This is a genomic window from Leifsonia sp. McL0627 (assembly GCF_058244615.1).
The window spans coordinates 259,546-279,223 of sequence record NZ_JBZCGM010000006.1 but is presented as its reverse complement, the minus strand read 5'-3'; the positions used below and the strand labels follow the sequence as shown (position 1 = coordinate 279,223).

Sequence of the window (19,678 nt, the reverse complement as noted above, 5' to 3'; positions counted from 1 at the left end):
GGCGCTAGTGGTAGGCGGGCGCCACGATTGCGTCGGCGGACATGCCGACGACCGACTGCAAGTGATCGCGCACCTCGGAGACGACGGCGTAGCCGCCGGTGAGGATGACGCGGGTCTCGCCCGGTCCGTCGCAGAGCATCTCCGCCGTCCAAGCGCGGACGGCGCGAGTGGCCGCCTCCCCCCTAGCGCAACGCTCGCCGGTGCCCGGGCGTCCACTGCGGTCGCTGCGGGTGAGCCAGGTGACCGTCATGCGCATCGGGGTCGCCAGCTCGACGACGTCGGCTGCGTCCTCCACCTCGACGAAGACGCGGCCGCGGGCGCACAGCGGCAGCAACGCCAGCTCGGCTTCCAGCTCCGTCAGCGACGACTCATCGCCGACGACCAGGAACTGCACACGGTCGTCGTGATGGGCGGTGGTCGCGGTGTGGTTCGCGTGATCGGGACGGTACATTGTGCCCCCAGTATAGGCGAGCCTTACCTAACCGAGAAGCGCTCCGAGCGGACGCCCAGCGAGCCGACAGCAGACCACCATCCTGTTCCGGGACGGCAAGGGTTCCGCCGTCCGGCCCGACACGGCATGATCGACTCATGGAGCCAACGGCCACGAACCCGATCGCACCGATGCTGGCGAAGGCGGTCCCCGCCGTCCCCGACCCGGACAAAGTCGAGGGCGGCCTGAGCTACGAACCCAAATGGGACGGGTTCCGCGCCATCGTCTACGCCACCGGCTCGGAGCCCGGCGTGGTCGACAGCGTCGAGATCGGCAGCAGAGGGTCGAAGATGCTCACCCGCTACTTCCCCGAACTGGTCGAGGCGTTCACCCGCATCCTGCCTGGACCGTGCGTGCTCGACGGCGAGATCGTCGTGCCGACCGGGGAACCGGGGCGGCAGAGGCTCGACTGGGAGGCGCTATCCCAGCGCATCCACCCAGCGGCGAGCCGCGTGAAACTGCTGGCCGCGGAGACGCCGGCCACGTTCGTGGCGTTCGACCTGCTCTCCCTCGGCGGCGAGTCCTACCTCGACAAGCCGTTCTCCGAGCGACGCGCCGCCCTGGAAGACTTCGCGGGCGGGCTGCCAGCCCCGATCGAGCTCACCAGGACCACCACGGACGTCGAGCTGGCACGGAAATGGCTGGTCGAGTTCGAGGGCGCAGGCCTCGACGGCGTGGTCGCGAAACCGCTCGCGGCGCCGTACGCGCAGAACAAGCGAACGATGCTGAAGATCAAGCACCACCGCACGGCCGACGTCGTCGCCCTCGGCTACCGCATCCACACCAGCGGTCGCGGCGTCGGATCGCTGCTGGTCGGCCTCTACGGCGCGGACGGCGAACTGCGCAACATCGGCGGCGTCTCGGCCTTCACCGACAAGCGCCGCCTCGAACTGGTGGACGAACTCGACCCGCTCGTGCTCCGCGACGAAGACGGGCAGACCGTGACGGGCGAGACGGAGCGCAGCAGGTTCTCGTCCGGCAAAGACGTGTCGTTCGTGCGCCTGCGGCCGGAGCGCGTGCTCGAAGTCCGCTACGACCAGATGGAGGGGATGCGGTTCCGCCACACCGCCCAGTTCGAGCGCTGGCGCCCGGACAGGGATGCGCGCTCCTGCACATACGACCAGCTCGACCGGCCGATCGCCTACGATCTGGGCGACGTCCTCAGCTAGCCGCGACCCGCAGCACTGTCCCGCCTGTCCCGCCTGTCACGCCTTCTTCGCGCGGCTCGGCTGCACGCGCGGCGGCTCCCCCGGCATCTTCGGGTAGTCGGGAGGGAACGGCAGCTCGCCGAGGCCGTTGCCCAGGTCGCGCTGCCACCAGTCGAGGAGCACGTCGATCGTCCCCGGCTTGTCGCCGAACGTCTCCCACGGGTCGCCGACGGTCGCCAGCCGCTCCGGAATGGTCAGAACGGTGTGCGTGCGCGGGTCGGTCGAGTCCAGCTCGTCCCAGGTGATCGGCGTCGCCACCGGGGCGTGCGCGAGAGCGCGCGGGCTGTATGCGCCCGCCATCGTCCTGTCCCTGTTGGCCTGGTTGAAGTCGACGAAGATCCGCTCGCCGCGCTCCTCCTTCCACCACGCCGTCGTGACCTTCTCCGGCATTCGCCGTTCGAGTTCGCGGGCTGCCGCGATCACCGCGTGCCGCACATCCAGGAACTCGTGGGTCGGCTCGATCGGCGCGAACACGTGCAGGCCGCGGTTGCCCGAGGTCTTGATGAACGCATCCAGACCGGCCTCGCTGAGCACGGCGCGCAGTTCGACGGCAGCGGGGATCGCATCCCGGAAGTCGGTGCCCGGCTGCGGGTCGAGGTCGATGCGCAGCTGGTCCGGATTGTCCGAGTTCTCTGCGCGCGACGGCCACGGGTGGAACACCACCGTGTTCATCTGAACTGCCCACACTGCCGCCGCCGGTTCGTCGATCACGAACTGTGGATGCGACCGGGCGCTCGGATAGACGACCATCACCGACCGCACGAAATCCGGGGCGCCTCTCGGCGGGTTCTTCGAGAAGAACTGCTCGCCGTCGATCCCCTCCGGGAAGCGCTGCAACGAGACCGGCCTGTCGCCGTTCGCGCGCACGAACGCGTCGCCGACCGCCACGAAGTAGTTCGCGAGATCGAGCTTGGTGATGCCGAGTTCCGGCCACAGAACCCGGCCTGGACTGGAGATCCTCACCTCCCGGTCGCCCTGCGGACCCGGGACCGTGATGACAACTGCGTCGCCTGCCATGCTCACACCGTACCGGTCCGCGCCGTGTTGATGACAGTCGTGTGAATTCCGTGTGCGATGCGGCGTCGCTGCTCGTCCAGGCTCCGATGTGGGTGAGAATGTCTTCACACGACTCCGATGACGGGGGCGTGCCAGAACCGAGGAGTCCCCCTGAAGATCGTCAGCTACAACCTCCGCAAACACGCGGCAGGTCACGAGCTCGCCGACATCGCGGCCACCTACGACGTCGATGCGCTCTGCCTGCAGGAATGCGACAGCGAGGCGCTGCCGGAGCGCCTGCACCACCTGGTCCTCGCCGGAACGACCAAGACCAACCGGCTCGGCCTCGCCGTGTACGTGCGCGAGAGCCGCTACGACATCCTCGACAGCCAGGTGTTCGCCGTGCAGAAGTCGGTCCACGACCGCGTTCTCGCCCCGGCGAACGAGCGACTGCTCGCTGTGCGCCTGCACGACAGGGAGACCGACGAGGACGTGCTGGTCGGGTCGTTCCACGCTGCCCCGCTCACCGCATCCAACTCGTTGCGGCGCAAGCAGATCGCCGCCGCCCACGCCGGGATGCGGTCGCTGGCGGCGGACATCCCGTCGGTGATGGTCGGCGACTTCAACTACCCCTGGTTCATCCGCGGGCTGGAACGGCACCTGACGACGGCCGGTTACGCGCTCAGCCGCAGCAGCGAGCCGACCTACCTGCGCTACAAGTTCTTCACCGGATACTTCGACTTCGTCACCTCCACCGGGTTCGAGATCGCGCGGGTGGATGTGCTGCCGCGCGGCGCCTCCGACCACCGGGCCATCAGCCTGGACGCGGAGCTCGCCGCCTGACGTCCCACCACGCCTGGACCGCCGGGAGACCCCGGCGTATCGTGATTCGCGTCCCCAGGCGAGGTGGTGCGCATGGACGTTCTCGGGTGGCTCGCCGCCGGCGATTACACGATCGCGCGGGAGATCCTGGAGCGCGGCGTCGCCGCCATCTACCTGATCGCGTTCGTGTCGGCGGCGAACCAGTTCCCCGCCCTGCTCGGTGAGCACGGGCTGCTCCCGGCCCCGCGCTTCCTGCAGAGCGGGTACGCCTCACGGCAGCCGACGTTGTTCCGCTGGCGGTACTCGGACCGGATGCTCCTCGCCGTCGCCTGGACGGGTGCCGCGCTCTCGCTGCTGATCGTCGCCGGCGTCGTGCAGCTCGCGCCGACCTGGGTGTTCCTGCCCGTCTTCCTCGTGGTCTGGTTCCTCTACCTGTCGATCGTGAACATCGGCCAGACGTTCTACGGGTTCGGCTGGGAGAGCCTGCTCTGCGAGGCCGGCTTCACGGTGGCCCTGCTCGGCGCGCTCGACACCGCTCCCCCGGTGACCATCGTCTTCCTGCTGCGCTGGCTGGTGTTCCGGCTCGAATTCGGCGCCGGGATGATCAAGATGCGCGGCGATCGTTCCTGGCGCGACCTGACCGCCCTCTATTACCACCACGAGACGCAGCCGATGCCGAATCCGCTGAGCCGCACGGCGCACCTGCTGCCGAAGTGGTTCCACCGGTTCGAGGTGCTCGGGAACCACTTCGCCCAGCTGATCGTGCCGTGGCTGCTGTTCGCGCCGCAGCCGGTAGCGAGCATCGCGGCGGCCGTCGTGATCCTCACGCAGCTCTGGCTGGTGGCGACGGGCAACTTCGCCTGGCTGAACGTCATCACGATCGTGCTCGCCTTCTCCGCGGTCGACGATGCCGCGTTCTCATGGGTCTTCGGCGGCGCGCAGGTGGGCGCGTTCGGAGCGGACAGTGTGCCCGGCTGGTACGCGGCCGTGGTGCTGGTGGCGAGCATCCTGATCGTCGGGCTGAGCTGGCAGCCGCTTCGCAACCTGTTCGCGCACCGGCAGCTGATGAACGCGAGCTTCAACCGGTGGCACCTGGTGAACGCGTACGGGGCGTTCGGCACGGTCACGCAGGAACGTTACGAGGTGATCGTGGAGGGGACGACGGACGACCCGCACGATCCGGATGCACGCTGGCAGGAGTACGCGTTCAAGGGGAAGCCGGGGGACGTGACGCGGCTCCCCCGCCAGTTCGCGCCGTACCACCTGCGGCTGGACTGGCTGATGTGGTTCCTCGCGCTCGGCTCCCGCGACACCGAATGGTTCGAGATGTTCCTGCTGCGGTTGCTCGAAGCGGACAGGCCGACGCTGCGGCTCCTCCGCTCCGACCCGTTCGGCGGGAGCCCGCCGCGGGCGGTGCGGGCCAGGATGTTCCTCTACCGGTTCACGACCAGGCGGGAGAAACGCGCATCCGGTGACAGGTGGCTGCGCGCGGAGGTCGCCGACCTCGTTCCGCCCGTCTCGTTGCGGGGCGGTCAGTAGCCGCCGCGCTCCTCCTCGAGCTTGGCGAGGTCGCGCCAGATCAGCAGTCGCAGCCGGTCCGGACGCTCCTTCTCGTAGTTCGCCTTCAGCGCCTCGACGCCGGAGAAAGCGTCGAGCCCGGCCTGGATGGCGCGGCTGACCTCGTCCCAGGCGTCCTGCCGCGCGCGCTCCACGATGCGGAGCAGCTCCTCCTCGGAGTCGGCCCTGGCCCGGAGTGCCGCAGCCAGGGTCGTGCCCGCCGCCTCGCGCAGCGCGAGGTTGCCGCTGTCGACGTCGCGGTAGTCGTGCGGATGCGTCGCGTCTCCGCCCAGCCCGGCCACGGAGAGCCTGGCCTCCTCCGCCCGCGCGGCCGCCTGGTCCTGCTCGTCGGCGAGCTCGCGCAGCATCTCCGCCGCCTGCGCCGTGTGCCTGGCCGGATCGAACGGGTTGTCCTGCTGGATGGTGTCGACGACGATGTGGTTCTTCACCGCCATCCTGGTGGCGTAGTCGGCGAGGAGCATCCCTTCCTCCACCGACTGCTCCAGGGTCGGCGGAGCCGGTTCCCGGAGCGCGGCCTCGTCGAACGGCCGGGTGCGCGGCGTGACCGTGCGCGGGCGACAGCTCGGCCAGCGCATCCCTCTGCGGCGCATCCCTCTCCTCTGGTCGCAGGCGGAACCGGGTGAGCTACGCCGCCCTGCCCTCCCATTGTGTCAAACGTTCCACACCCTCCTCCACAGGATGCGCGCCCCGCTTCGGCGAGACGCCAGTATCTGTACGGGAATCGCCGCGGAGGCGCGCAGTTACTGGTATCTCGCGGCGAACCGCGCTCTGCGGCAGAGTAGTCACATGGCTGGTGTGCGATACGAGTTCGAGGCGGAGCTGTGGCGGTGGGAGGCCCGGCGCGACCTGTGGGTGTTCGCGCGGCTTCCGCTCGAGGTATCGGAGGACATCCGGTTGCAGCCGCATCCACCGGCCGGGTTCGGATCGGTGAAGGTGATGGTGACGCTCGGCGGCTCCCGCTGGTCCACCTCGGTGTTCCCCGAGTCGGCGGACGGGTCGTACATCGTCGCGATCAAGGGCGCCGTGCGGGCGAAGGAGGGCGTCGGCCTCGGCGACGTGGTCAGGCTCGGGATCGAGACGCTGCTGTAGGCAGCCGCGGCGCAGGCAGCGGGCGTTCCGTGCCGCGGGCGTTCCGTGCCGCGGACGCCCCGGGCCGCCTGGCGCGCGCCCGCCTCCGCACGGTTGCCGCCCGATGCGCGAGAATGGCCGGATGGCGACAGCATCCGACACCCCAGCGCCGCACTCGCAGACGCTGTCCCGCGGCATCCGGATGCTCGAAATGCTCGCGGAGGCGGACCGGCCGCTGAGCATCCAGGCGCTCGCAGACGGACTCGGGGTGCACCGGTCCATCGCGTACCGCATCCTCCGGACCCTGGAGGACCACGGGCTGGTGGTGCGGGATGCGGGCGGCGCCGTGCAGCTCGGCCCGCGGATGGCGACGCTCGCCAGGTCGGTGTCGCGCGACCTGCAGTCCGCCGCGCTCCCCGCGCTCACCGCCGTCGCCAACGAGCTCGTCATGACGACGTTCCTCGCGGTGCTCGACCGGCACGAAGTCGTGACGCTGGTGAGCGTCGAGCCTGCGCACGCGCATGCGACCGTCGCGCAACGGCCCGGCACCAGGCACCCGCTGGCGTCCGGTGCACCGGGGATCGCCATCCAGTCGGCGCTGACCGACGCCCAATGGGCCGGGCTCGGCGACGAGCATCCCCGGGCCGAGGCCGCCGCTGCGCGCGAGCGCGGGTACGCCACCAGCCACGACGAGGTGATCCCGGGGCTCGCGTCCGTCGCCGTGCCGCTCACCGTGCCTGGGCAGCCCTCCGCCGCGCTCGCGGTGGTGTACGTCGCAGGTGGCCGGGACGAGGCCGCGATCGGCGCGCGCCTGGTCGACGCGGCCCGTTCGGTCGCCGCCGACCTGTCCTGACGGGCGTGCTACGATCCGTATCACGGATCGTATACAGTGTCGTCCCGATTCAGGTGAGGTAACCCCGTGCTCAACCCGACTATGCAGGCCGTCAGCCAACCGCGCGCAAACCGCGTGACCACATCCATCGCCAGGAACTTCAGCGAGTTCCGCACGGCGGTGTCCGAATCGTTCGTGCCGCTGCACGTGACCAGTTCGCGCCCCGACCCGTTCTGGGGGCGCATCCGGTCGGCCGACGCCGACGAGGTGCACGTCTCGGAGGTGAGCGCCGCCGAACACGTGGTCGAGCGCACGCCGGAGCTCATCGCGCGCTCCGACCGCCACTACTTCAAGCTCAGCCTGCAGCTCTCCGGCACCGGCCTGCTCATCCAGGACAACAGGGAGGCCGTGCTCCAGCCGGGCGACCTGGCCGTCTACGACACGCACCGGCCGTACTCGCTGGTCTTCGACGACGACTTCCGGACGATGGTGGTCATGTTCCCGAAGCACCTCATCGACCTGCCGCCGGACGTCGTCGCCCAGCTGACCGCAGTGAAGATGAGCGGCAAGAGCGGTGTCGGCAGCATCATCGTGCCGTTCCTCGCGCAGCTGGTCGGCAACCTGGAGCAGCTGAACGGCGCGACCGGCGCGCGCCTGGCGCACAGCGCACTCGACCTGGTGACCACGATGTTCTCCAGCGAACTCGACGTGGCCAGCGGGCAAGGCAACACGCATCAGGCGCTGATGCAGCGCATCCGGGGCTACATCGATGCGAACCTCGCCTCGACCGACCTCGGCCCGACCCAGATCGCGGCGGCGCACTTCATCTCGACCAGGCACCTGCACGGACTGTTCCGTGAGCAGGGGACGACAGTGTCGTCGTGGATCCGCACCCGGCGGCTCGAACGCTGCCGGCGCGACCTGCTCAACCCGCTCTACGGCGACCGTCCCGTGGCGGCGATCGCCGCCCGCTGGGGGTTCGTTGACGCGGCGCACTTCTCGCGGGTCTTCAAGGCGACGTACGCGGAGTCGCCGAGCGAACTGCGCGCCTCCGGCCGCGCCGCCTGACCCACTCCCGCCCGCCTCGCGCCCGCGTGTCTGGCGCGCCCCACCTGCCCGCGCGTCGCGCCTGCCTCCATCGAGTGGTCCCGAATTGCCGTGCGCACACGTGTGCTTGCGGCAATTCGGGACCACTCGTTTGCCGGGCGGCGCACGGGAGCGCGCGCGGGGCGCGCGCGGGGCGCGCGCGGGGCGCGCTTTTGTCGGGGAGGGAACGGGGCTTGACGGTCGGGGCATGATTGCGCGGCAGGCGTTGTCCGGGGTGGTGGCGGCTGCGGAGGATGGGTGCGACCCGCGCGACGCAGCGCGGGCGGAAACGGACACCGTATGCCAGGCACCGCCCTCCCAGCGACCAGTCGTCAGGTCGTCTTCCCCGCAGCAGACGTCATCGAGACCGCCGAGCAGGCGTTGCCTGACCCCGCACCGGATGCGCTGATCCTGCGTGTCGCGCTCGTCGGGGTGTGCGCGACGGACCTGCACCTGCTCGCCGGGCACATCGGCGACCCGTTCCCGCTCGTGCCCGGCCACGAGTTCGTCGGAGAGGTCGCCGCCATCGGCGAGGCGGCGGCGGCCACGCGCGGGCTGACAGTCGGGGACCGCATCGCTGTCGAGATGCTGCTGCCCTGCCAGGTCTGCGCCCGCTGCCGCGAAGGCCGCTACAACCTGTGCGAAGCCGACGATCCGGCCTCCGGGCTCCCGCACGGCCGCCAGCTCGGGGTGAACATCCCGCGCACGGTCGCTCCCGGTCTCTGGGGCGGATACGCGGAGCACCTGTACGTGCCACGCGAGGCCGTGGTGCACCGGCTGCCGGATGCGCTGCCCTGGGAGAGCGCCGTGCTGGTCGAACCGCTCGCCGTCGCCAACCGGGCCATCGCACGCGGACGCGTCTCGCCCGGCGAGAGCGTGGTGGTGATCGGGCCGGGCCCCGTCGGCATCCTCGCTGCGGCCGCCGCGCGGGCGGCGGGAGCGGGCCGCGTGATCGTGGTCGGCACCCGTGCGAGCCGACTGGACCTCGCCACGCGGTTCGGCGCCGACGCCGTCGTGAATTCGCGGGAGACCGACGCCGTGGCCGCCGTGCGCGCGGAGCTCGACGGACGGCTGGCCGACGTGGTGATCGAGATCGCGGGCGCGACAGCTGCGCAGCAGCAGGCGGTGCGGCTGGTCCGCCGGGGCGGCCGGGTGGTCCTGGCCGGAGCGTGCGGAGCGGCGGCCCCTGTCACCTTCCTCGCCGACGAGGACCTGCTCACCAGGGAGATCGACCTGCTGCCGTCGTTCCTGTCGGCCGGAGGGTTCGAACCCGCGATCCGGATGCTCGAACGCGGCGACTTCGACTACATGTCACTGGTCACGCACCGGTTCGGACTGGACGAGGTGCGCGCCGCGTACGACGTGATCGAGAAGCGCGACGGCGGCGTGCTGAAGGCCGTGATCGACCCGAGCGTCGGGGTGACGGCCCGATGAGCGGCGTGGCACCCGAGCGGTTCGCCGGGCGCGTGGTGGCCGTGACCGGGACCACCAGCGGGATCGGCCAGGGCATCGCATCCACGCTGGCTGCGGAAGGCGCCACCGTCTTCGGGCTCGACCTGGAGAGCGGAGGGATCGGCGAGCACATCCAGTGCGACGTGTCCGACGCCGACAGGGTCGCCCAGGCGGCCGCCGACCTGCTGTCGCTCACCGGAGGACGCATCGACCACGTCGTGGCGAACGCGGGCATCCGCGGGTCGGACACCGCAGCGGAGGAGCTGCCGATCGCGGAGTTCGACACCGTGCTCGCCGTGAACCTGCGCGGGGTGTTCCTGACACTGCAGGCGTTCGCGCCCGCCATGCTGCGCGCCGGACGAGGGAGCATGGTGGCCGTCGCCTCCATGTCGGGCAACCGGGTCGTCAACGTGCCGCAGCGCACCGTGCACTACAACACGGCGAAGGCGGGCGTGACGGCGATGGTGCGCTCGCTGGCGGTGGAGTGGGGATCGCGCGGCGTGCGGGTCAACACCGTCTCCCCCGGCTACGTGTCCACGCCGTTCCTCGACGGCGACAGCGCGCTTCACGCGCAGTGGCTGCCGAACACGGTTCCAGGACGCTTCGCGACGATCGACGAGATCGCCGCAGGAACCCTCTACCTGCTCTCCGACGACGCGGGCTACTGCTTCGGCACCGACCTGCTCATCGACGGCGGATACTCCCTGCGCTGAGACGCCCACCCACGATCCAACGAAAGGAACACGATGACTGACCTTCAGCACGATCCGGCGCCACTCGATCCGGCACCACTCGATCCGGCACCACTCGACCCTGAAACCGACGAGTGGCGCACCTACGACGAGTTCGCGGCGGGCATCGACACCTACCGGCTGCCGAACACCGACCTCGCGGGCACCAGGCTCGCACTCACCCTCGACGACGGCACTGCACTGACGCTCGCCTTCGATCAGGATGCGGTCACCTGGGCCTGGCAGGGCAACGGCGGCCGAGACCCGTACGACGCGGTCGCCGTGCGCGACGACGTCGTCTTCGTCAACCTCCCCCTGACCAGCGTGGAGCGTGAGGCGATCACAGTCGTCTACTCGACCAGCACACACCGTGCGCTCGTCGCACACTCCGTGATCGGCGAGGAGGACGTCGAGGGTACGCCTCGCGTCCGGCAGACCTTCCACGCGGCCGTCACCGACGGCGGTCAGCCGACCGGCGACGTCCCCGGCCCCTCCCGCGACCTGATCGGCAAGCGCAACATCTACCGGTACAGCCCGGAGCACCTCTACGAGCACGTCTACGTGTCGTCCCAGCGCTACGCCTGGCAGTGCCTGGAGGGCGTGCAGCGCGGCCACGGCGACATGGACCTGTCGACGGTGTGGAAGTTCGCCGACGGGCTCTACCTGTTCTGCTTCCGCGAATTCCGGATCGCCGTCGCGAGCGTCTGGCTGCACGACCTCGGCTACGACCTGCGCACCACCGGGATCTTCCTCGGCCTGAACGGGGCGGGCGAGTCGGAGCACTCGCGGGCGGGCGGCCACATCTACCCGCTCGGCTCGGTGTCGTACCCGGACGCCCAGCCGGTCTGACCGCATCCACCGACCCGCGCGTCCACAGAACCGCGCATCCACTGACCCGCGCATCCACTGACAGGAGCACCAGCATGACCAGCAACCACGACATCATCGCGGCCCACTACGCCGCCTCGGACGCGGGCGACATCGACGGGATGCTCGCCCCGCTCGCCGCCGACGCCCGCTGGACCGAAATGGCCGGCTTCCCGTACGCGGGGACGCACATCGGCCCCGATGAGGTGCGCGCCGGCGTCTTCGAGCGCATCGGCGCGGACTGGGACGGGTACACGGCCGCGATCACCGAGCTGATCGACGGCGGAGACACCATCGTCGGGCTCGGCACGTACAGCGGAACCAACCGGGCCACCGGCAAACACTTCGAGGCCCGCGTCGCCCACGTCTGGCGACTCGCGGACGGGAAGGTCGTGGCGTTCGAGCAGTTCACCGACACCGCACGCGTGATGGACGCCGTCGGCTGACGGCGGGAGAGCACGCACGGGCAAGAAGGGTGCAGCCACAGGCAACTGCCGGGGCTGCACCCGGCCATAGGTTTCAGGTCAAGATGCCACGACGAAGTGGTCGTGGCGCAACCCGAGAGGCAGGGAAGCGCATGAGGAAACACCTGTTCTACGCCACCGCGGCGCTCGCAGCATCCGCAGCACTCGTGCTGAGCGGCTGCAGCGCAGGCGGCGGCAGCGGCGACGGCAAGGCCCCGATCGTGGTCGGATCGGTCAACACCAAGAGCGGTCCGGCGACGTTCCCCGAGGCGTCCCTCGCCGCGGCGGCGGTCTTCGCCGACCAGAACGCCAAGGGCGGGATCAACGGCCACAAGATCGAGTACAAGTCGCTCGACGACAAGGGCGATCCGGCGACCGCGTCGGCCAACGCCCGCGAGATCGTCGGGAGCGACGAGGCCGTCGCCATGGTCGGCTCGGCGAGCCTGATCGAGTGCGAGATCAACGCCAAGTACTACGAGCAGCAGAAGGTCCTCAGCATCCCGGGTGTCGGGGTGGACACCGGCTGCTTCGACAGCCCCAACATCTCCCCGGCCAACGTCGGACCGTTCAACGACATGACCCTGACCCTGTACTGGGGCTCGGAGGTCGCGAAGCTCGACAACATCTGCGTGCTGCTGGAGATCGCGGGAAGCACCCGTCCGGCCTACCAGAAGGCCATCGACAAGTGGACCGAGATCACCGGCAAGAAGCCGCTCTACATCGACGACACAGTGCCGTACGGCGCGAGCGACTACACGCCGTACATCGTGAAGGCGAAGGACGCCGGCTGCAAGGCCCTCGCGATCAACCCGGTCGAGCCGGACGCCATCGCGCAGGTCAAGGCCGCGAACGCGCAGGGCTGGAAAGACGTCAACTGGCTCTACCTGACCAGCGTCTACAGCGACAACTTCGCCAAGGCGGTCAGCGACGCAGGAGCCGGGATCTACGTTCCGGCCGAGTTCTACCCGTTCACCGACGCGTCCAGTGACATCAACAAAGACTGGCGCGACCTGATGACGAAGAACAACATCCCGCTCACCTCGTTCTCGCAGGGAGGCTACCTGGCTGCCAAGTACTTCATCCAGGTCGCCCAGGGCATCAAGGGCGACATCACCCGCGACTCCGTCACCAAGGCGCTGCACGACATGAGCGCGATCACCAACCCGATGGTCGGCACGCCGTACCAGTTCGGAACGGCGAAGGTCCACGACGGCAACACCGCAGGCTGGCCGATCAAGCTCGTGACAGGCAAGAACGCCTGGGAGCTGAACGGGGACGACTGGATCAAGATCCCCAAGAAGTAACCCACCGCGGGGCTCGCCTCCTGTTCGGAGGCGAGCCCCGCATCCACTGTTTCTGAAAGGAGCCCGGATGCTGCAGGGCGCCCTCGCCGGCCTCGCCGCCGGCGGACTGTACGCCGTGCTCGCGGTGTGCCTCACCCTGATGTCCCGCCTGGTGCGGGTCGTCAACTTCTCGCAGGCCGCGACCGGGATGTTCGGCGGTTTCGTGGCCGTCTGGCTGGTCGGCAACGCCGGGCTGCCGATCTGGCTCGGCTCCCTGATCGGCGTGCTCATCGGCGGTGCGCTCAGCGCGCTGATCGGACTGATCATCGCCACCTGGCTGCCGGAGGCCGACACCACGACGCGCTCTGCCGTCACGGTCGGGCCGCTGCTGCTGCTCATCTCGCTGTCGTTCATCCTGTTCGGCAACAAGCCGCAGCCGTTCAGCCCGATCCTGTCCGGTCCTGCGTTCTCGATCGGCGGGGTGGTGGTCAGCCAGGTCACGGTCGCGACGGTCGTGCTCGCGGTGGTCGTCGCCCTCGCCTGCCGACTCGTGCTCACGCGAACCTCGATCGGCACCAAGCTCCGCGCGCTGTCCGAACGGCCGACGACGGCCGAGCTGATCGGCATCCCGGCCCGGCCGCTGAGCGTTGCCGTGTGGGCGGTCACCGGACTCATCTCGGCGCTGGTCATCATCATCGTCGCCCCGTCGCAGTCGAACGACGCGACCAGCCTGTCGATGCTCATCGTGCCCGCGTCGGCCGCCGCCCTGCTCGGCGCGTTCCGGCGGCTCGACCTCGCGGTGATCGGCGGGCTTGTGCTCGGACTGCTCAGCGGGCTCGTGGCGCAGATCGACCAGGTGTCGTTCATCCGGAACTTCCTGCCGTTCCTGTTCATCATCGGATTCCTGCTGTGGACGCAGCGCAAGGAGGTGTGGGATGCGGCGCGTTAGCGGCACCCCCGCGGCACGGATCGCCCTGCCGTTCATCGTCGGAGCGGTCGGCCTCGCCGCCGGATACGTGCTCAGCGTCTCGCTCTCCGGCTACTTCGTCTTCCTCGCGGTGAGCGCGGTCGTCGCCGCCATCGCGATCCTCGGTCTCGGCATCGTGACAGGCAGCGCCGGGATGATCGCCCTCTGCCAGCTGACGTTCGCGGCGGTCGGCGCGTGGATCGTCTCGCTGCTCAACGTCCTGAACGCACCGGGCGGCTTCATCGTCTGGCTGATCCTCGGTGGGCTGGCCGCTGGCGTGGTCGGCATCCTCGTCGGTCTGCCGGCACTGCGGCTGCGCGGGGTGAACCTCGCGGTCGTCACGCTCGGCTTCGCCGCCGCTGCAGACGTGACGCTCGTGCAGATCCAGTTCCCCGGCTCGACCGACGGCGTCTCCGTGCTGCGGCCGGACGCGTTCAGCGACGACCGCTCGTACTTCTTCTTCAGCGTGCTCGTGCTCGTGGTCTGCGGGGTCGGTGTGTACTTCCTGCAGAACGGGAGGTGGGGATCCAGCTGGAAGTCGGTCGCGTTCTCTGAGCGCGGGACGGCGTCCGTCGGCGCGAGCGTCCGCAGCTCCAAACTCACCGCGTTCGCCGTCAGCGCCACCCTCGGCGGGGTGAGCGGCGGCCTGATCGCCGGGCAAGTGGGGCTGCCGTTCGCGAGCAGCTTCACGCCCATCCAGTCGCTGGCGCTCTACGTGCTGGCGATCATGTCCGGTGCGTACCTGATCGACATGGCGATCTTCGGCGGCATCGTCTGGATCGCCGTGCCCGAGCTGCTGAAGCGCTGGGGCGTGCCGCAGGACTGGGGCTTCGTGATCTTCGGCGTGCTCGGAGTGCAGGCGCTGACCAGCGGGTCGAACCTGGGGCAGAGCATCCGGAACGCCTGGTGGAAGCGGCAGGCGGTGCGGCATCCGGTGGAGGTCGCTGCGCCGCTGGGGTCGAGCGGTGCTGACGGGCAGCCGGATGCCGACGCCGATGCCGCGTCCACTCGGGATGCGGTGGTCGCCGCTCCCCCTGCCCCAGACCTCTCCCTGCCTCCGGTGCTCGTGGTCGAAGACCTGGGCGTGGCGTTCGGGCAGGTGAAGGCGCTGAACGGCGTGAGCCTGGCGGTTCCAGCCAACACGGTCATGGGGCTCATCGGACCGAACGGCGCAGGCAAGTCGACCTTCGTCGACGCGGTGACCGGCTTCCTCCCGCAGCACACCGGAACGGTGCGCCTCGACGGGCGCGACCTGCGCGGGCAGTCCGCGACGGCGCGTGCTCGGCTCGGGCTTCGCCGCACGTTCCAGCAGGACAGGGTGCCGCCGACGCTCACCGTCGACGCCTACGTGCGGTTCGTCGCCCGTCGCCGCGTCACCGCCGCAGAGGTCGACGAGACGCTAGCGTTCTTCGGCTGCCCCACCGCCGGCACCAGATTGCAGAACGTGGACGTGGGCACCCGGCGACTCGTGGAAGTCGCGGCGAACGTGCTGGCCAAGCCGCGCATCCTGATCTTGGACGAACCGGCGGCCGGTCTCTCGCACGAGGAGCACGTCGAACTCGGAGCCAGACTGCTGCAGGCACCGGCACGCTTCGGGATGTCCATCGTGCTGATCGAGCACGACCTCGACCTGGTGCGCTCAGTCTGCTCGACGATCACCGTGCTCGACTTCGGCGAAGTGCTCGCCGGAGGACCACAGGCGGAGGTGCTCGCCGACCCCGCCGTCATGAAGGCGTACATGGGTGAAACGGAGATGCTGTGAACGCGGCCACTGAGAACGAGCTCGTCCTGGATTCCGTCACGGTCAGCCGTGGCGCCGGCCCCGTCATCAGCGAGGTGAGTCTGCGTGTGGTGCCTGGTGCGATCACAGCGCTCGTCGGGCCGAACGGCGCGGGCAAGACCAGCCTGCTGGAGTCCGTCTCCGGCATCGTCGCGGCGAGCGGAGGGACGATCAGCGTGGACGGCGAGTCGATCGCCAAACTGACCCGCGTGCAGCGCGCCCGGCGCGGGATCGTGCACATCGAGCAGGGGCGGGCGATCTTCCCGTCGTTGACCGTGCAGGAGAACATCCGGCTCACCGCCGGATCTCAGCAGGGTGTCGACGAGGCGCTGGCGCAGTTCCCCGAGCTGGAGAAGCGGCGCAACAGCGCGTCCGGGCTGTTGTCGGGCGGTGAGCAGCAGATGGTGGTGCTCGCCAGGGCGTTCGCGTCGAAGCCGCGCTTCCTGCTGATCGACGAGATGTCGCTCGGCCTCGCGCCTGTGGTGTTCATGCGGCTGCTTCCGCTGATCACCCAGTTCGCCGCATCCGGTGTCGGGGTGCTGCTCGTGGAGCAGTTCACACACCTCGCGCTCGGCGTCGCCGCCGACGCCACCGTCGTCTCCGGGGGCCGCGTCACCTACGCCGGCCCCTCCGCCGCCCTGCAGGCCTCCCCCCAGCTCCTCCACCGCGCCTACCTCGGAGGCTGACCCCGGCCCGTTCCTCCCGTCCCCCAGCAATCAGTCGGGACTTATGTACGCGACACGCCGGCGTGTCGCGTACATAAGTCCCGACTCGATTGCTGGGGAGCGGGAGTTAGGCGTCGAGGGGGATGGTGGGGACGTCGACGATGTGGGCGCCGCCGTCGGCGACGATGGTGGCGCCGGTGACATAGGAGGAGTCGGCGGAGCCGAGGAAGCGGATGACGGAGGCGATCTCCTCGGGCTGGGCCGGGCGCGCGAGCGGAACGGCGGCCGTGACGACACGGTAGCCCTCCTCGCGGCTCGACAACCCGGCCTGGCGGGCGAAGTCGTCCATCTCCTCGTCGGCCATCGGCGTCTGCACCCAGCCGGGGCACACCGCGTTGACGCGCACGCCGTAGCGCCCGTAGTCGCGCGCGAGCGACCGGGTGAGCCCGATCAGCGCGTGCTTGCCGACGGTGTATCCGGCGACCCCCGGACCGGCGAACAGCCCGGCGAGCGACGACACGACCACGATCTGCCCGTGCGACTCGACCAGGTGCGGCAGGGCGGCGCGCGCGAGCACGAACGCCGTCGTCACGTTGGTGCGGAAAGACAGCTCCCAGGCGGCGTCGTCGGTCTCGTCGACCGTCCCGAGCCCGTGACCGCCCGCGTTCGCGACCACGACGTCGATGCGTCCGAGTTCGGTCACGACCTGACGCACGGCGGCTTCCGCATCATCCCGGAGGCTCGCGTCGGCGACCACGGCCAGGCCGCCGGTCTCCGCCGCGACCGCCTCCAACGGTTCCCTGCGCCGCCCGACGAGCACGACGTGCGCGCCCTCCGCTGCGAACCGGCGGGCGGTCGCGGCGCCGATGCCGGTGCCTCCCCCGGTGATGACGACGACCTTGCCGTCGACGGATGCTCTGCTCAACGGCACGGCGGCCTGCTTTCTCGCTGTGGTCGGTTCGCGTGTTACGCGGGGAAGGACGAGCGCGCCAGGTACCCGAAGTCGGAGACGAGCGCGTGCCCGTTCACCGGTCGGGATGCGGGCGACGCGAGGTACAGCACATGCTTGGCGACCTCATCTGCGCTCTGCACGGGGAAGTCGGCCGACGCGAAGCCGCCTGGCTCGACGCCGAGATCGGCGCGCGCCATCGGGGTGTCGACGATGGACGGGCAGACGGCGTTCACCCTGACGCCGTCCGCAGCGAGGTCGACGGACAGCGCCCGCATCAGCTGCAGCACAGCGCCCTTGGAGGCGTTGTACGGCACCATCCCTGAGGCAGCGACGAAGCTGGAGTCGGACGCGAGCAGCACGATGGCCGGCGATTCCGCCCGGCGCAGATGCCGCAGCGCGTGCTTCACGACGAGGAACGGGCCGGTGACGTTGACGGCGAGCACGGCGTTCCAGTCCGTCAGCGCGATCTCGTCGACCGGCGAGCCGAACGGGCCGGAGATGCCGGCGCAGGTGACCACCGCATCCACTGTGCCGAGTGCGGTTGCTGTTGCGGCGACGGCTGCCGACACCGACTCCTCGTCGGTCACGTCGACAGGCACGGCGACCACGGCACCAGCTCCGGATGCACGCAACTCCCGCTCCACAGAGGCCAGCCCGCGCGCATCCCGGTCGAGCAACGCCACGGCCGCGCCCTCCGCGGCGAACGCGAGCGCACAGGCCCGGCCGATGCCGCTGGCCGCTCCGGTCACGAGGACGGAGCGGCCGGCCAGTTGCAGTTCCATCAGTCTTCCGCGACCAGCTCCGGCGCACCGGTCTCCTCGGTGCCGTGACCGATCTGCCGGTACACCTTCGGGTTGCGCTTCTTGAGGATCACGCCCCAGACGATCCCGAGGATGCCGGGCACGATCACGATGGCGGGCAGGATGAATGTGGTGGCGGTCGGCGGCGCGGTCGGGTCGCTCGTGAGCAGCACGTTGAAGTTCACCAGAATGAGCACGAACACCACGAGCAGCGCGACACCGGAGACGATCGGGGCGACGAGGCGCTGCCAAACGCCGACGCCGCGGCGGTCGCGCAGGAAGAAGCCGATCACGGCCACCGAGACCACGGCCATCAGGAGCACCAGCCCCATCGCGCCGCTGTTGGTGAGCCAGGAGAACAGCGTCAGCACCGGGAACAGTGCGGCGGGAGCGCCCTGCGGCGGCACCCAGCCGATGCTCGCGATGGCGAACACGACGATGACGACCACGGCGAGCGCAGTCTGCGTCACAGACCCGGCCCACGGTGCTCCGCTGCGCGCACGCACCCTGGACAGCCAGCCGGGCAGAACCCCCTCGCGCCCGAGCGAGAAGAAGTAGCGGGCGACCGCGTTGTGGAAGCTGACCAGGGAGGCGAACAGGCTGGTGACGAAGAGCAGCTGAGCGATGTCGCTGATGACGACGCCGACGTTCGTGGAGAGGAACGTGAAGATGAGGTCGGGGCCCTGCTTGGTCGCATCCTCGATGACCTTGCTCGGTCCGGAGCCGACCGTCATCGCCCAGGACGACAGTGCGTAGAACAGGGCGATGATGCCGACGGCGGTGTAGGTGGCGCGGGCGATGGTGCGCTTCGGGTCTTTCGACTCCTCGCCGTAGATCGCGGCGGACTCGAATCCCATGAAGGCGGCGATGCCGAAGGCGAAGACGGCTCCGATGCCGGTGACGAAGAGGCTCGACGGGCTGAGCGCCTCGCCGCTGACGCCCTCCGGCGCCACGATGAACGCCGCCACGTCATAGACGATGACGACCACGAACTCGAGGGCGACCAGCACGCCGAGCACCTTGGCCGACAGGTCCACCCTGTTGACGCCGAGCACGGCGATCAGGGCGATGCAGACCAGGATCGGCACCCACCAGGGCACATCCCAGCCGAACTTCGCGTTCAGCAGGGACGACACCTGGAAGCCGAACAGTCCGTAGACGCCGATCTGCATGGCGTTGTACGACACGAGGGCGACGATCGAGACGCCGACGCCCGCCGGACGGGAGATGCCGCGGGCGACGTAGGAGTAGAAGGCGCCGGCGTTGGTGACGAACCGGCTCATCGCCGCGTAGCCGACCGCGAAGATCGCGAGGGTGACGCCGAGGATGAGGAAGGAGAGCGGCACCCCGGTCACGCCGGTGACGGCGAACGTGGTGGTGACGCCTCCCGCCAGCACGGTGAGCGGGGCGGACGCCGCGATGATCATGAACGTGACGGCGGGGACGCCGAGACGACGTGGGCGCGCGGTCGGCGAGGCGACGACGGTGTCTGCCTGTTCGGTGGAGGTCACGGGGTACTCCTCGGTCGGCGCGGCGCAGGTTTCGCCGCGGCTACTGCGATGTTGCCAATCCCTCCACAGGTTGGCCTTGGCTTCAACTGCACACAACTTGACTCAAAACGAACATCGGCGGTCCGC

General features: G+C 69.7%; 20 protein-coding genes. 14 read left to right on the top strand and 6 right to left on the bottom strand.

Annotated elements, in window-relative coordinates:
• Positions 1–4 precede the first annotated feature (4 nt).
• Positions 5–451 (bottom strand): SIP domain-containing protein, encoded by a 447-nt coding sequence (locus AC37TH_RS17325; RefSeq protein WP_490765588.1) that lies wholly within the window; start codon positions 449–451, stop codon positions 5–7.
• A gap of 137 nt (positions 452–588) precedes the next feature.
• Here AC37TH_RS17325 and AC37TH_RS17320 point away from each other — a divergent pair, with 137 nt between their 5' ends.
• On the top strand, positions 589–1,659 hold the full coding sequence (locus AC37TH_RS17320) for an ATP-dependent DNA ligase (protein ID WP_490765587.1): 1,071 nt from the start codon (positions 589–591) through the stop codon (positions 1,657–1,659).
• 36 nt (positions 1,660–1,695) lie between these two features.
• Here the strand turns inward: AC37TH_RS17320 and ligD are convergent, their stop codons facing one another.
• Positions 1,696–2,715, bottom strand: a complete 1,020-nt coding sequence (ligD, locus tag AC37TH_RS17315) for a non-homologous end-joining DNA ligase (protein ID WP_490765586.1) — start codon at positions 2,713–2,715, stop codon at positions 1,696–1,698.
• 117 nt (positions 2,716–2,832) lie between these two features.
• Between ligD and AC37TH_RS17310 the strand changes: the two genes are divergently transcribed.
• Complete coding sequence (locus tag AC37TH_RS17310) at positions 2,833–3,537, top strand: endonuclease/exonuclease/phosphatase family protein (RefSeq protein WP_490765585.1); 705 nt, start codon at positions 2,833–2,835, stop codon at positions 3,535–3,537.
• 72 nt (positions 3,538–3,609) lie between these two features.
• Complete coding sequence (locus tag AC37TH_RS17305) at positions 3,610–5,055, top strand: lipase maturation factor family protein (protein WP_490765583.1); 1,446 nt, start codon at positions 3,610–3,612, stop codon at positions 5,053–5,055.
• Here AC37TH_RS17305 and AC37TH_RS17300 read toward each other — a convergent pair.
• Complete coding sequence (locus AC37TH_RS17300; RefSeq protein WP_490765581.1) at positions 5,049–5,684, bottom strand: hypothetical protein; 636 nt, start codon at positions 5,682–5,684, stop codon at positions 5,049–5,051. The two genes, AC37TH_RS17305 and AC37TH_RS17300, sit on opposite strands and share 7 nt — an antisense overlap.
• A 196-nt stretch (positions 5,685–5,880) precedes the next feature.
• On the opposite strand from AC37TH_RS17300, the gene AC37TH_RS17295 reads away from it, so the two are divergent.
• The 11 genes from AC37TH_RS17295 to AC37TH_RS17245 all read left to right on the top strand — a co-directional run bounded on the left by AC37TH_RS17295 (position 5,881) and on the right by AC37TH_RS17245 (position 16,310).
• A complete protein-coding gene (locus AC37TH_RS17295; RefSeq protein ID WP_490765580.1) occupies positions 5,881–6,183 on the top strand; it encodes a DUF1905 domain-containing protein in 303 nt (100 codons plus the stop codon).
• A gap of 121 nt (positions 6,184–6,304) precedes the next feature.
• Positions 6,305–7,015 carry an IclR family transcriptional regulator gene (locus AC37TH_RS17290; protein ID WP_490765578.1) on the top strand — a complete coding sequence of 237 codons (711 nt, stop codon included), beginning with the start codon at positions 6,305–6,307 and terminating at the stop codon, positions 7,013–7,015.
• An 81-nt stretch (positions 7,016–7,096) separates the two neighbouring features.
• Positions 7,097–8,062 carry an AraC-like ligand-binding domain-containing protein gene (locus tag AC37TH_RS17285; protein ID WP_490766082.1) on the top strand — a complete coding sequence of 322 codons (966 nt, stop codon included), beginning with the start codon at positions 7,097–7,099 and terminating at the stop codon, positions 8,060–8,062.
• 318 nt (positions 8,063–8,380) lie between these two features.
• Positions 8,381–9,514 (top strand): zinc-dependent alcohol dehydrogenase, encoded by a 1,134-nt coding sequence (locus AC37TH_RS17280; protein WP_490765577.1) that lies wholly within the window; start codon positions 8,381–8,383, stop codon positions 9,512–9,514.
• Positions 9,511–10,245: an SDR family NAD(P)-dependent oxidoreductase gene (locus AC37TH_RS17275; protein ID WP_490765576.1), complete on the top strand. Its 735-nt coding sequence runs from the start codon at positions 9,511–9,513 to the stop codon at positions 10,243–10,245. Before AC37TH_RS17280 ends, AC37TH_RS17275 begins: the two co-directional genes overlap by 4 nt.
• Before the next feature lie 33 nt (positions 10,246–10,278).
• On the top strand, positions 10,279–11,112 hold the full coding sequence (locus AC37TH_RS17270; protein WP_490765575.1) for a MoaF C-terminal domain-containing protein: 834 nt from the start codon (positions 10,279–10,281) through the stop codon (positions 11,110–11,112).
• Between the two features lie 74 nt (positions 11,113–11,186).
• Positions 11,187–11,576: a nuclear transport factor 2 family protein gene (locus tag AC37TH_RS17265; protein WP_490765574.1), complete on the top strand. Its 390-nt coding sequence runs from the start codon at positions 11,187–11,189 to the stop codon at positions 11,574–11,576.
• Between the two features lie 131 nt (positions 11,577–11,707).
• Positions 11,708–12,898, top strand: a complete 1,191-nt coding sequence (locus AC37TH_RS17260; RefSeq protein WP_490765573.1) for an ABC transporter substrate-binding protein — start codon at positions 11,708–11,710, stop codon at positions 12,896–12,898.
• A 67-nt stretch (positions 12,899–12,965) separates the two neighbouring features.
• On the top strand, positions 12,966–13,826 hold the full coding sequence (locus tag AC37TH_RS17255; RefSeq protein WP_490765572.1) for a branched-chain amino acid ABC transporter permease: 861 nt from the start codon (positions 12,966–12,968) through the stop codon (positions 13,824–13,826).
• Positions 13,813–15,606 carry a branched-chain amino acid ABC transporter ATP-binding protein/permease gene (locus AC37TH_RS17250; protein WP_490765571.1) on the top strand — a complete coding sequence of 598 codons (1,794 nt, stop codon included), beginning with the start codon at positions 13,813–13,815 and terminating at the stop codon, positions 15,604–15,606. The genes AC37TH_RS17255 and AC37TH_RS17250 overlap by 14 nt, the downstream gene beginning before the upstream one ends.
• Positions 15,603–16,310 (top strand): ABC transporter ATP-binding protein, encoded by a 708-nt coding sequence (locus AC37TH_RS17245; protein WP_490765570.1) that lies wholly within the window; start codon positions 15,603–15,605, stop codon positions 16,308–16,310. The genes AC37TH_RS17250 and AC37TH_RS17245 overlap by 4 nt, the downstream gene beginning before the upstream one ends.
• Before the next feature lie 106 nt (positions 16,311–16,416).
• Here AC37TH_RS17245 and AC37TH_RS17240 read toward each other — a convergent pair whose 3' ends face one another.
• From AC37TH_RS17240 to AC37TH_RS17230, 3 genes are read right to left on the bottom strand one after another with little or no spacing between them, the layout of a single operon-like run.
• Positions 16,417–17,220 (bottom strand): SDR family NAD(P)-dependent oxidoreductase, encoded by an 804-nt coding sequence (locus tag AC37TH_RS17240; RefSeq protein WP_490765569.1) that lies wholly within the window; start codon positions 17,218–17,220, stop codon positions 16,417–16,419.
• Between the two features lie 35 nt (positions 17,221–17,255).
• Complete coding sequence (locus AC37TH_RS17235) at positions 17,256–18,023, bottom strand: SDR family NAD(P)-dependent oxidoreductase (protein WP_490765568.1); 768 nt, start codon at positions 18,021–18,023, stop codon at positions 17,256–17,258.
• Complete coding sequence (locus AC37TH_RS17230; RefSeq protein WP_490766081.1) at positions 18,023–19,468, bottom strand: APC family permease; 1,446 nt, start codon at positions 19,466–19,468, stop codon at positions 18,023–18,025. Before AC37TH_RS17230 ends, AC37TH_RS17235 begins: the two co-directional genes overlap by 1 nt.
• Positions 19,469–19,678 lie beyond the last annotated feature (210 nt).